This window comes from Thiomonas sp. TH-17 (assembly GCF_057473305.1).
In genome coordinates this window covers 1-11,997 of record NZ_JBYCKI010000119.1, presented here as the reverse complement: position 1 = coordinate 11,997, position 11,997 = coordinate 1, and the positions used below count along the sequence as shown (strand labels likewise).

General features: G+C 65.3%; 14 protein-coding genes. 3 read left to right on the top strand and 11 right to left on the bottom strand.

The window, feature by feature from the left end; genetic code table 11:
* The 9 genes from phnD to phnG all read right to left on the bottom strand — a co-directional run.
* The coding region (gene phnD, locus AC2VLV_RS07190) for a phosphonate ABC transporter substrate-binding protein (RefSeq protein WP_486989325.1) at positions 1-917 on the bottom strand (917 nt) is incomplete at its 3' end.
* Positions 918-967: 50 nt separating this feature from the next.
* Positions 968-1,828 (bottom strand): phosphonate ABC transporter ATP-binding protein, encoded by an 861-nt coding sequence (gene phnC / locus AC2VLV_RS07185; RefSeq protein WP_486989324.1) that lies wholly within the window; start codon positions 1,826-1,828, stop codon positions 968-970.
* A 124-nt stretch (positions 1,829-1,952) separates the two neighbouring features.
* A complete protein-coding gene (locus tag AC2VLV_RS07180; protein WP_486989323.1) occupies positions 1,953-3,107 on the bottom strand; it encodes an alpha-D-ribose 1-methylphosphonate 5-triphosphate diphosphatase in 1,155 nt (384 codons plus the stop codon).
* Between the two features lie 79 nt (positions 3,108-3,186).
* Positions 3,187-3,903, bottom strand: coding sequence for a phosphonate C-P lyase system protein PhnL (phnL, locus tag AC2VLV_RS07175; RefSeq protein WP_486989322.1), 717 nt, complete (start codon positions 3,901-3,903; stop codon positions 3,187-3,189).
* Positions 3,900-4,703: a phosphonate C-P lyase system protein PhnK gene (phnK, locus tag AC2VLV_RS07170; protein WP_486989321.1), complete on the bottom strand. Its 804-nt coding sequence runs from the start codon at positions 4,701-4,703 to the stop codon at positions 3,900-3,902. Before phnK ends, phnL begins: the two co-directional genes overlap by 4 nt.
* Positions 4,690-5,586, bottom strand: coding sequence for an alpha-D-ribose 1-methylphosphonate 5-phosphate C-P-lyase PhnJ (locus AC2VLV_RS07165; protein WP_486989320.1), 897 nt, complete (start codon positions 5,584-5,586; stop codon positions 4,690-4,692). Before AC2VLV_RS07165 ends, phnK begins: the two co-directional genes overlap by 14 nt.
* On the bottom strand, positions 5,583-6,707 hold the full coding sequence (locus AC2VLV_RS07160; RefSeq protein ID WP_486989319.1) for a carbon-phosphorus lyase complex subunit: 1,125 nt from the start codon (positions 6,705-6,707) through the stop codon (positions 5,583-5,585). Before AC2VLV_RS07160 ends, AC2VLV_RS07165 begins: the two co-directional genes overlap by 4 nt.
* 3 nt (positions 6,708-6,710) lie before the next feature.
* Entirely contained in the window at positions 6,711-7,328 is a 618-nt protein-coding gene (phnH, locus tag AC2VLV_RS07155) for a phosphonate C-P lyase system protein PhnH (RefSeq protein ID WP_486989318.1), read from the bottom strand.
* Positions 7,325-7,819: a phosphonate C-P lyase system protein PhnG gene (gene phnG / locus AC2VLV_RS07150; RefSeq protein WP_486989317.1), complete on the bottom strand. Its 495-nt coding sequence runs from the start codon at positions 7,817-7,819 to the stop codon at positions 7,325-7,327. The genes phnH and phnG overlap by 4 nt, the downstream gene beginning before the upstream one ends.
* A 104-nt stretch (positions 7,820-7,923) precedes the next feature.
* On the opposite strand from phnG, the gene phnF reads away from it, so the two are divergent.
* Genes phnF through phnN form a run of 3 tightly spaced genes read left to right on the top strand, consistent with a single transcriptional unit; the run spans position 7,924 to position 9,927 of the window.
* Positions 7,924-8,667 (top strand): phosphonate metabolism transcriptional regulator PhnF, encoded by a 744-nt coding sequence (phnF, locus tag AC2VLV_RS07145; protein WP_486989316.1) that lies wholly within the window; start codon positions 7,924-7,926, stop codon positions 8,665-8,667.
* Positions 8,660-9,376, top strand: coding sequence for a DUF1045 domain-containing protein (locus AC2VLV_RS07140; RefSeq protein ID WP_486989315.1), 717 nt, complete (start codon positions 8,660-8,662; stop codon positions 9,374-9,376). The genes phnF and AC2VLV_RS07140 overlap by 8 nt, the downstream gene beginning before the upstream one ends.
* The gene (phnN, locus tag AC2VLV_RS07135) at positions 9,373-9,927 is read left to right on the top strand and encodes a phosphonate metabolism protein/1,5-bisphosphokinase (PRPP-forming) PhnN (RefSeq protein ID WP_486989314.1); all 555 of its coding nucleotides are present in this window, start codon (positions 9,373-9,375) and stop codon (positions 9,925-9,927) included. Before AC2VLV_RS07140 ends, phnN begins: the two co-directional genes overlap by 4 nt.
* Here phnN and AC2VLV_RS07130 read toward each other — a convergent pair.
* Both AC2VLV_RS07130 and AC2VLV_RS07125 read right to left on the bottom strand, forming a co-directional pair.
* Positions 9,905-11,314 carry an MFS transporter gene (locus tag AC2VLV_RS07130; protein WP_486989313.1) on the bottom strand — a complete coding sequence of 470 codons (1,410 nt, stop codon included), beginning with the start codon at positions 11,312-11,314 and terminating at the stop codon, positions 9,905-9,907. The genes phnN and AC2VLV_RS07130 overlap by 23 nt on opposite strands.
* A 138-nt stretch (positions 11,315-11,452) precedes the next feature.
* A complete protein-coding gene (locus tag AC2VLV_RS07125) occupies positions 11,453-11,917 on the bottom strand; it encodes an alpha/beta hydrolase (RefSeq protein WP_486989326.1) in 465 nt (154 codons plus the stop codon).
* Positions 11,918-11,997 lie beyond the last annotated feature (80 nt).

Below are 11,997 nucleotides of genomic sequence, written 5' to 3'. Positions count from 1 at the left end.
TCGATCTTGGCGATCTGGGATTTCTTTTCCTCGGCACTCAACTTGTCGTCAGCCGCGATCTTGGTGCGCTTGGTGAACAGGCCAAGCTGGCGGATGGGCACGAGCTGCGCATTGGTCGAGGGCTTGAAGCCCGCCAAGCCAAGGCGCTTGAGCGCCTCTTTCTGCTCGGCGGTCTTGCCATAGTTGAAGAAGAAATCGCCGATCTTGGTCTTCTCGGCCTGCGGCAGATCCTTGCGGTACACCAGCGGATCGGAGGGAATGAGCGGCGACTTCCAGATCACCTTGATTTTGTCGAACGCGGCGGGCTGTACCAGCTTCAGGCGGTCCATGCTCTCGGTGTTGTTGGTCGCCACGTCCACCTGCCCGTTGGCGACAGCCATGGCATTGGACTCATGGTTGGCGCTGCGCGTGACCTTGAAGAAGGTTTTCGGGTCGATGTTGTGCTTGGCAAACACGTAATAGCTCGGCACCAGAAAGCCCGAGGTGGAGTTGGGGTCGCCAATGCTGAAGCTCAGTGACTTGCCGTCTTTGAGCATCTCGTCGAGGGTGTTGATGGGGCTCTTTTTGTTGACGATGAGCAGCGAGTAGTAACCGTCCGAGCCGTCTGCGGCAATGGTCTGGGCGAAGACTTCGCCGTCGGATCGGTCCACCGCTTCCATCGCCGACTTGTTGCCGAACCAGGCCACCTGCACCTTGTTGAAGCGCATGGCTTCGATCACGCCGGCATAGTCGGGGGCGAAGAAGGGTTTGACTTCATAACCGGTCTGCTTGGCCATTTCAGCCAGCACAGGCTCCCAGTCCTTTTTCAGATTGGTGCTCGATTCGGTGGAAATGATGCCGAAGTTGATGGTGGCAGCCTGCGCTGCGGCGCTCAGGCCGATGGCGCAGATGGCGGAGATGAGTGCTTTTTTGAACATGGTGAAACTCCCTGAGGTTGTGAAAAAAGGAAGGTGGCTTCAGACCCGGCTCAGGCCGCCCGGGCCAAGACCTGCACGGTCTGAAGGGGCGCAACAAACGGGTCGGCCTCGGGGTTGACCTCGGCCTGCGCGGGCATGAGGATTTCATCGGTCTGCACGCCATAAAGGCTGCGCAGCATGTCCGGGGTGAGAGCGGCCGACGGGCCGTCGTACACCACCCGGCCCGCGTTGAGGGCGATGGTGCGCGGGCAATAGCGCAGCGCCATTTCAACCTGATGCAAAGAGACCAGCACGGTCACGCCATCTTCGCGATTGATGCGAGTGAGAATTTCCATCACCCGGCGCGAAGACTCCGGGTCGAGAGAGGCGATGGGCTCGTCGGCGAGCACCACCCGCGCCTGCTGCACCAGGGTGCGCGCAATGGCGGCGCGTTGCTGCTGGCCGCCTGAAAGAGTGGAGGCGCGCTGGTGCGCCTGCTGCGCAATGCCCACGCGGTGCAGCGCTTCAAGGGCGCGTTCGCGCTCCTTGCGGGTGAACCAGCCAGTCCAGCCGCGCAGCCAGTGGGTGCGGTGCAACTGCCCCACGAGCACATTGGTGATGACGGGCAGTCGCCCCACCAGATTGAACTGCTGGAACACCATGCCCACGCCGGCGCGCACGCGGCGCACATTGCGGGCGATGCGGCCCTGACTTTGCACCACGTCCTCGTTGATGCGAATTTCAGAGGCAGAGTCTCTGTCCGCCGCCACCAGACCGGCCAGGTGGCGCATGAGGGTGGACTTGCCCGAGCCGGAGGCCCCGATGAGCGCCACCATCTCGCCTTTGCCGATGTGCAGATCAATGTCGCACAGCGCATGGCGGCCATTGGCGAAGTGTTTGTTCAACTGGGTGACGCGGATAGCGGTTGTCATGGCAATCCTTTGGAAATTTGTCTAGACATGTCGGCAGTTTGCAGGCTGGATGTGACAAAGGCTTGACGTTTTTGAGAACTTTTTGTTACATGTGCGGCGAAGTGCCGCACATCGCCGCGGTCGTTCAGATCACCCGCCGCCCTTCGCGCCAGACGGCCCGCACCACGGGGTGCACCGAGCCGTCTGGCAGGGTGACGGGTTGGACCTGCACCAGATCGGCGCGCAGACCCAGCGCGATCTGACCACGGTCGTCGAAGCCCAGTGAGGCGGCCGGGTGGTGCGTCACCATGCGCACGGCCTGTGGCAGGTCGATGCCGTCTCGTTGGTGCAGCGTGAACACGGCGCTCAGCAGACTGCCCGGGACGTAATCAGAAGAGAGGATGTCGAGCAGGTCCAGGCGCGCGAGTTCGGCTGCCGCCACGTTGCCCGAATGCGAGCCGCCGCGCACCACGTTGGGCCCGCCCATCACGGTGAACAGGCCCATTTCGCGCGCCGTCTGCGCGGCGGCGACTGTGGTGGGAAATTCGGAAATCCGGGCGCCTTCATCGCCCGCTTGCGCCACATGTTCAGGCGTGGTGTCGTCGTGGCTGGCCAGGGTGATGCCGTGGGTTTTGGCGTAGTCGACGAAGTAGGCGCGATGCGGCTTCGCAAAGCGCGTCTGCAACTCGGACGCCTCGGCCACCTTGGACTGAAATTTGGCTTCGCTCCAGCCTTTTTTGCCGGTGTAGTAAATGCGGGCATGCTCGATGTTTTCCCACTGTCGCTGCCCTGGCGTGTGGTCCATCAGCGAGAGCAGTTTGAGCAGCGGATGGTGGTGAAACGGGGTGAACAGGCTGATGGTGTTGGGCGCGGGCAGTTCGCAGCGCACATGCAGCAGATGGTCGGCGCGCAGCACGCCGCGCGCCCTGCAATCGCTCAGGCAGGCGAGCAGGGGGTTCCAGTCTTTGCCGCGCAGGCTGTCGGTGTCGGCCTCGCCCACGCCGATGGCGTCGAGCACGGTGGTGATGCCGGCAGCGGCGATTTCGCCATCGTGCGCCAGCAATGCGGGCAGCACCGCCCAGTGCACGCCCGGGCGCGGCATGAGGTGGCGTTCCAGGTTGTCGGTGTGCAGTTCGATGAGGCCGGGAATCAGCAGGTCGCCGCCCAGATCGATGGCTTGTGGCGAGGTGGCCGGTTCGGTGTCCAGGCCGCGGATCAGTCCGTCCTCGGCGTAAAGGCTGCCCAGCACGATGTCGTCGGCGGTGACGATATGGGCGTTGGTCAACAGCAGGCTGCTCATGAGAAACTCGCCGGGCCGCCCCAAGAGTTTCTCGCCCCTTGAGGGGAGAACCGAGCGAAGCGAAGGTTTTTGGGTGGGCTCATGCAGCACTCCGGAAGGTTTGCATCGAAACGCGGCGGGTGGCTACGGCTGCGGCCACGGCGGGGTCGTGGAACACACCGACGATGGCCGCGCCGCGCGCGCGCGCTTCGCCGATCAGCGCGATGACGGTTTGGGTATTGGCCGCGTCGAGCGAGGCGGTGGGTTCGTCGAGCAGCAGCAAGGCGCGGGGCTTGATCAGGCTGCGGGCAATGTTGACCCGTTGCTGCTCGCCGCCGGAGAACGTGGCCGGGGGGAGCGTCCACAGCGAGGCAGGAATGCGCAGACGCTCCAGCCATCGCCCCGCTTCCTCGCGGGCAGCACGCACGGCGGCTTCGTCGGCAGTGCGGCCTTCGAGCAGGGGCTCCGCCACCACATCGATGGTGGGGACGCGCGGGATGACCCGCAGGAACTGGCTGACGTAGCCGATGGTCTGCTGGCGCAGGGCCAGCAGCTCGCGCGGCGAGGCGCGGGTGAGGTCGATGGCGTCTGGCGTGCCCGGATGCAGCATGATCCGACCCTCATGCGCGCGGTAATTAGCGTAGATGAGTTTGAGCAGGGTGCTTTTTCCCATGCCCGAAGGGCCGTCGAGCACCACGCATTCACCGCGATGCACTTGCAGATCGACATTTTGGAGGACGTCGATCACGGTGCCGTGCTGTTGATGCAGGACGAAGCGCTTGCTCAGGTTTTCGATGTGCAGGAGAGGGGAAGTCATGACGGCAACACCGAGGAAACGAGGAGTTGGGTATAGGTGTGTTCGGGGTCGTCGAGCACTTGGTCGGTGAGGCCGGATTCGACGACCTGCCCGCGTCGCATGACCAGAGTGCGGTGCGCCAGCAGCCGCGCCACGGCGAGGTCGTGCGTGACCAGGACGGCCGCGAGCCCGAGCTGGCGGGTGAGGTGGCGCAGCAGATCGAGCAGCCGCGCCTGCACCGAGACATCCAGCCCCGAAGTGGGTTCGTCGAGAAACATCAGCCGGGGCAGGGTGATGAGGTTGCGCGCGATCTGCAGTCGCTGCTGCATGCCGCCAGAGAACTTGTCGGGCGTGTCGTCGATGCGGGCCGGGTCGATTTCCACCCGCTCCAGCCAGGTCAGCGCCTGGCTTCTGAGGTCGGCGTAGTTGCGCTGGCCGAGCGCCATGAGCCGCTCGGCCACATTGGCCCCGGCGGACACGTTCATGCGCAGTCCGTCGGCGGCGTGCTGGTGCACGAAGCCCAGGTCGGTGCGGGCCAGCGCGCGGCGTTCGCCTTCGGGCAGGGCGTATAGGTCGCTGGGGCCGTGTTCGCGCCGGTTGAACAGCACGCGGCCGCCATCGGGCGGGGCGTGTCCGGCCAGGCTGTGCAGCAGCGAGCTTTTGCCCGAGCCGGATTCGCCGACGATGGCCAGCACCTCGCCGGGCCAGAAATCGAAGGACACGGCATCGACCGCACGCAGGGTACCGAAACGGCGCTGTAGGTGCTGCACTTGCAACAGCGGGGCGGACGCGTCGGTCGCCTGGGTTTCAGCGCGGGACATGGGGCGTTTCCTCTGAACGGGTTTGTAGCTGCGCGTTCTGGCGACTGGCGCAGTAGTGCGTGTCGGAGCAGACGAATAGGCGTCCGCCCTGATCGTCGGTAATGATTTCGTCGAGATAGCTGTCGGTGGCGCCGCACAGCGCACAGGGCTGAGACCAGCGCGGCACGGTGAAGGGATGGTCGTCGAACGCCAGGCTCTCCACCGGGGTGTAGGGCGGCACGGCGTACAGGCGCTTTTCGCGGCCCGCGCCGAACAGATGCAGGGCCGGGCTCATGTGCAGTTTGGGGTTGTCGAATTTGGGGATGGGCGAGGGCGCCATGACGTAACGGCCGTTGACGAGTACGGGGTAGTCGTAGGTGGTGGCGATATGGCCGTAGCGGGAAATGTCCTCGAACAGCTTGACGTGCATGAGCCCATACTCGGCCAGGCCGTGCATCTTGCGGGTTTCAGTCTCGCGGGGTTCGAGGCGCTGCATCGGCTCGGGGACGGGCACCTGATAGACCATGATCTGGCCCTCGCGCAGCGGGGTTTCGGGAATGCGGTGACGGGTCTGGATGAGGCTGGCGCGGGTGGTGTCCGTAGTGACCTCCACGCCGGCCGTGCGCTGGAAGAAGCGGCGGATGTTGACCGCGTTGACGGTATCGTCCGAGCCCTGGTCGATGACCTTGAGCACGTCGTGCTCACCCAGCACGGAGGCCGTGACCTGAATGCCGCCTGTGCCCCAGCCATAGGGCAGGGGCATTTCGCGCGAGCCGAAGGCCACTTGATAGCCGGGGATGCAAACGGCTTTGAGCAAGGCGCGGCGGATCATGCGCTTGGTGCGCTCATCAAGGTAGGCGAAGTTGATCGGCGCGTCGTTCGAGTTGGATGAGGAAGGCGTCATGGCGCGTCTGCCTCCGGAGTCTGCTGTGCCTGGGCGGCGCGCATCTTGCGCACCAGATCGAGTTCGGCCTGGAAATCGACGTAATGCGGCAGCTTGAGGTGTTGCACAAAGCCCGAGGCTTCGAGGTTGTCGCTGTGCGAGAGCACAAACTCCTGCATCTGCGCGGGCGATTGCACGGCTTCGCCGAGGTCGGGGGCGCGCAGCGCGCGATCAACCAGACTCATGGCCATCGCCTTGCGCTCACTGTGGCCAAAGGCCAGGCCGTAGCCGCGGGTGAACTGCGGCGGCTCGGTCTTGCTGCCCGCAAACTGGTTGACCATCTGGCATTCGGTGAGCTCGATCTCGCCGATGGACAGCGGAAAGTCGAGTTCTTCGGGGGCGAGCACCACGTCCACCGCACCGAAGCGGATCTCGCCCACAAAGGGGTGGCTGTGGGTGTAGCCGCGCTGGGTGGAATAACCCATCGCCAGCAGAAAACCCTCGTCGCCGCGCGCGAGGTTCTGCAGCCGGGTGGCGCGGTCTGCGGGAAAGCGCAGCGGCTCGCGGGTGAGGTCGTGCGGGGCGGGGTCGCCCTCGGGGAAGGGGTGGGTTTCCACCAGCCCTTCCTGATCGAGCAGATCGACCACGCTGGGGGTTGGGCCGTGGGCTGCGTCTTGCGGTGCGTCTTGCGCGGTTTCATCCCATGCGGCAGCGGTAGCGGCAGGGGCGGCGCCGGGCTGAGTCAGATCGAAGTCGAGAAGGCGCTGGGTGTAGTCGTAAGTCGGCCCCAGAATCTGGCCGCCGGGCAGGTCTTTGAAGGTGGCGGAGACGCGGCGCAACACGGTCATGTTGGCCGTGTCCAGCGGCACGCTGTAGCCGAGCCGCGGCAGCGTGGTGCGATGCGCGCGCAGCAGAAAGATGGCCTCCACCGTATCGCCGGCCGCCTGCTTGAGCGCCAGCGCGGCCAGATCGGGGTCGTAGAGCGAGCCCTCGGTCATCACGCGGGCCACGGCCAGCCGGAGTTGCTGGCGGATTTGCGCCAGGCTGAGTTCGGGCACGGCAGGGTCTCCCCGCCGTTCTTCGGCCAGCAGCGTCTGGCTGTTGAGAATGGCGGTCTCGCCTCCTTTGACGGCAACGTACATGATTTAGCTCCCGATGCGGGTGGTGCGCGGCAGGCCGATGAGCTGCTCGCCTGCGCATAGCAGCAGATCGACGCCTTGCGGAAACCGGGCGTGGTTATTGGCCCACTGCGCAGCGAAGTCGGCGGGAAGCCCGTCGACACTCAGGGTTTGCGTGCCGAGAATGCCGGGGCCGCTCAGCGTCCAGCCCGGGGTGTGGGCCAAAGCGTCCACCTGCACCAGACAAGTCGCGCTGAGTTCCGGCTCGTATTCAGTGCCGCAGGCCAGTGTGGACAACGCGGGAAGTTCGGCGCCGCTGGCGGCCCAGACGAACTGCGCCTGCTGCGCGTTGTCAACGATCACGCAGCCGGTGTGAAACCGCAGGTTGGCGATGGCGGCGTCTTGCCGCAAAGCGGGCGAAAGCCAGAGCGTGCAATCTTGATCGAGCAGAGCCAGCAGCACGTTGACGGCTGCCGCTTGCGCATGAGCAATCGGCAGTTGCCCTGCACTGCGCACGGTCTGGATTTGGCCGGGGCGCGCGAAAGCATCGAGCACGGCGCGAAAGACGGCTTGGCTGTCTTGCACCGGGCGGGAAAAGCCGGGGCTGAGCGTGGCGAGTGATGAGGAGGACGGGTTGGGATTCATGCGTCGTCCTCTTCGTTGTCAGCAGCCTGGCCTTCGCGCGTCAGGGTGAAAAACTCCACCTTGGTGGCCTGGGTGCGGGCCATGCGGGCGCGGTGCGCCTCGGCCAAGCGGGCTTCGATGCGCGTGAGCAGATCGGCGGGCACCTTGGATTGGCAAACCGGGTCTTGCAGCAGGGCGTCGGCGGTGGCGGCGAGTTCGGCGTGGCGCTTGCTGCGCCCCAGCACATAAGCCACGCCCACGGCCTCGCAGACCACTACGGCGGGGTCGGGACGCAGCGCGCAGCGTGTGACCGAGACCTCCCCTAAATTGAAACGCTCCCCCGTGCCGCCCGCGCGGGCCTGCAGCATCACCAGCCCGGATTCCGGGACGCGCAACCATTGCGGCTGCGCGCCGCAAAAGGGAGAAACGACAGACTCCAGTAGATCGAGCGGCGCCCGGGCGAGCAGTTCCATCCAGCGCTGGCGCGGCGGCCCCGGGGGATGGGAGGACATGCCATGAAAGTGCAACATCAGCGTGCTAGCCTCAAAGTTGTCTAGATAAATTCATGGATGGCAGCGTAAGCGCTGGGCGTGTCTATTTTGTGACAAAGGACTTCATGCACACCGAAGAAACAAACCAACTTCATCCCGAACGCGAAAGCGTGTGGGCCTCCATTGCCGAGCAGCTCACGCAGGACATCGCTCGTGGCGAGCACCCTCCGGGCGCGCGCCTGCCTACCGAACACCGGCTGGCGCAGCAGTTCGGCGCCAACCGCCACACGGTTCGGCGGGCCTTGTCCAGTCTGGCCGCGCGGGGGCTGGTGCGCATGGTGCAGGGCAGCGGCACTTATGTCGAAGACTTTGCCGTGGACTTGGCGCTTGGGCGGCGCACCCGTCACAGCGAGAGCATGCTGGCCGCAGGGCTGGAGGGCGAACTGCAAGTGGTGCGGTGGCTGCATCTGCGCGCCAGCGCCGAGATCGCGCATGCGCTGGAATTGCCGCCGCGCAGCCGGGTGCTGCAGATCGACGTGCTCGGCCTGGCCAACGCGCGCCCGATGCACTTCAGCCAGCGTTGGTTTCCGCTGCCGCGCTTCGAAGGGCTGGCCGACGGCGTGGGGCAGACCGGCTCGCTGACCCGTGCCTTCGCCATGCGGGGCGTGACAGACTATCAAAGGCGGGAAAGCCGCATCGCCGCCATCCTGCCCGATGCGCTGGTGGCGCAGTTTTTGCGGCAGCCCGCCCAGCGGCCGGTGCTGGAGGTTCACAGCGTCAACGTCGATCTGCAGGGGACGCCCATCGAGTATGCGACGGCCTGGTTCGCGGGCGACCGCATCACCCTCAAGGTGCAGCACGATGTCTGAGCAGGCGCGCTATGCGGTGTATTTTTCTCCTGCACCCGGCTCCTTGTGGGGCGAAGTGGGGGCGAGTTGGCTGGGGCGGCGCTATTCCGACACCGTCGAAGCGCGCACGACTGGCGGGCATGTCTTGCCGCAAGGCTGGAACGAAACCGCCTTCGCCGCCATCACCCGCGCGCCGCGGCGCTATGGTTGGCACGCCACGCTCAAAGCGCCTTTTCGCTTGACGGCTGGACGCGCCGAGGCCGAGCTGCTGGCTGCGGTGGAGACGCTCGCCGCGCAGATTCCGAGGCTGTATCTGCCGACGCTGGCCGTGCAGCGCATGGGGCATTTTCTGGCGCTGGTTCCGCAGCAGCCCAGCGCCGAGTTGCAGGCGCTGGCCCGGCGCTGCGTGGAGGGTCTGCACGACTTTACCGCCCCGCCCGATGAAGCCGACATCGCCGCGCGCATCGCGCAAGGGCGGCTGGACGATGAGCAGCAAGCCCTGCTGCGCCGCTGGGGCTATCCACATGTGATGCACCGATTTCGTTTCCACATGACGCTGAGCGGAGACCTGTCCGGGCTGAGCGTGGCGCAGCAGGCCGCAATCGAAGCGCAGGCGCACGCGCAGTTCGACAGCCTGCCGCAACCACTTTGCATGGATGCGCTTTCGCTACTGATCGAACCCGCCAGGGGGGCGGATTTCCGCCTCATCGCGCAGGCGTCGCTGCGATGAGCGCCGGCCGTCTGATCTATCTCATCGGCCCTTCAGGCGCTGGCAAAGACAGCGTACTGGCCTGGCTGATGCAGCACGCCGAGCCGCAGGACAGGCTGCATTTGGCGCGCCGCTGTATTTCTCGGCCCGGCCACGAATCCAGCGAGGCGCATGAAGCCCTCACCCCGCAAACCTTCGCCACCTTGCGCGATGCCGGTGCATTCGCCATGCATTGGGTGGCCAACGGTCTTGCGTATGGCGTGCGTCATGCCGAGCTGGCGCCCCTGCAAGAGGGGCACACCGTGCTGGTGAATGGCTCGCGCGGCTGGCTGGCCGAGGCGCGCCGCAAATTTCCGGGCCTGATCGTTGTGCAGATCAAGGCCTCGCCCGAGGTGCTTGCGCTGCGCCTGCAGCAACGCGGGCGCGAAACCCCCGAAGGCATTGCCGCCCGCCTGCAGCGCGCGCAAAGGCTCGAACTCCAGCCCGGCGAAGCTGACATCAGCGTGTTGAACGACACCACGCTAGATGTCGCCGGAGCGGAGCTGCGGCTCAGGCTCCGGCAGCTTGGCTGATGGCTCGCGGATCGATGGGCAGCTCGCCGCAGGCATGCTCCAGGCTCAGGCGTTTGGTTTCATGGATGCCCAATAGCGTCAATGCGGCGGCGATTACGCTGATCACAGCAAGAAAGTTCAATGCGAAGCCGGCGCCGTAGGTGTGAAATAACGCTGGAAAGAGGAAGGCGGTCAGCGTCGCGCCGATGCGTCCGGCGGCCACGGTCATCCCCTGCACCAGACCCCGCACCCGGGTGGGAGCCAGTTCCACGCCGAGCAGTCCTGCCGCGCTCACCGAGCCCGGCCCGGCTTGCGAAAACAGGTTGAACAGTCCGAAGAGCGCAATGCCCAGCATGGCTCCGGCGCTGGCTGCGGCGACGCTGGAACTTGAATACAGTCCGTAGCCAAACAGCATCAATGCCATGCCGCCGAAGCCTGCCGCCTGCAGCGGTTTGCGCCCGATGCGGTCTGTCAGCATGGCGCCGATGATGGCGCCTGGCACGGTGAAGACCAGGAAGTTCACCAACTGGAACACGCCGGGGTTCAGTCCCACGCGCTGCGCTAGCAGCGAAGGACCGAACAGAATGCTGGCGTAGATCACGATGTCGAACAGGAACCACAGGGCGCAGGCTGCGGCGAAGCTGCGCCAGTGGCGCTGGAAATAGGTAGCCATCGGGGTGCGATCAACCTGGACTTCGATCTGGGCAGGCTGCTCGACTCCCGCGTTGCGCGCCGCTGCTTGCACGGCTTGAAGATTGCCTTCCACGCGTCCTGCGAAGCGTGCGGTTTCCGGCAGCTTGCGCCGCAGGTAGATGACCGAGGCGGCGGGAATGGCGCCGCCCGCCAGCACAACGCGCCAGATCAGATCGGGCGAGACGCCCGCGCTGTGCAGAACGAGGTAGAGCATCGCGGCGAAACTGGCCCCAACACCCCAGATCAGGCCAAAGCCCAGAGCCAGGCTTTTGCCGCGGTCGCGGGCATTGGCGTGTTCGCCCAGGATCAGCGGCGACAGCACATAGTCCGCGCCAGTGCCCAGGCCGAGCACGAAGCGCACGGCGATCAGCCAAGCCACGGAGGGCACGAAGGCCTGTGCGAGTGCGGCGACGGCGAGCAGAGTGACGTCCAGTCCGTAGAAGCGTTTGCGACCTTTGTTGGCCAGCCAACCAAAAAGCAGGGCGCCGACTGCCGCCCCGGCAAGGGCTGACCCGGTCATCAGCGAGGCTTCGATGCCTGCAAGGTGCGTGACGCCGAAGCTGTGGAGGGCCAGCGCTAGCACGATGCCGATGGACGATAGGTCATAGCCATCGGTGAAGACGCCCATTCCTGTGGTGATCAGGGCCAGGAAATGAAAGCGATTGAAACGTTGCTCATCCAGTTGGTGAAAGGGCGATTGGGCGGGGGTGGACATGAGGCGGCTCCGTCAGAAAAACATGAACGGATGATGGGCAGGCTGCATGTCCGTTCTTTGACAGGATGTGTGCGCGTGTGTCGCACATGACCGTTAGTGTGAGCCGTGGGGAAAGCGCCCGCCGCACGTTACCAAGGTTTACGTCTGCCGCAGACAGACTTGCTGCAGGAATGCGGTGACTCGGGGCATCTCGCGCAGAAAGGCATCCATCGAATCGTGCCCGCCGGAGCCGATGTGCAGTTGCACGCTGTCGCGCGCTGCGGCGGCCTGCAGGCGGCGCGCATCTTCCACCGGCACCACGGTGTCGTGTTCGCCGTGCATCAGCAGCACGGGGCAGCGCAGTTGCGGCAGGGTGGCGAGCGGGGCGATGGTGTCGAAGCGATAGCCGATGGTGCGCTGCACGTAGCGCAGGATGTAGGGGCCGATGACGGCGTCGGGCAAGTTTTGTTCGGCCATCCAGCGCTGCATCATGTCGGCGGGATGGGCGAAGGCGGCCAGGCTGACCACGGCGGCGATTTGCGGTCGCCAGGTGGCTGCCAGCAGCACCGCGCCGGCGCCGACGGAATGGCCGAGCAGGGCGATGCGGCTAGTGTAGTGTTTGATTCTTGAGTGAACTTAATAGAGTTGCTTGTCTCCCATGTTTTATTACGGTTTGCATTGGAGAGAGCAAGTGCGCGTTGCCC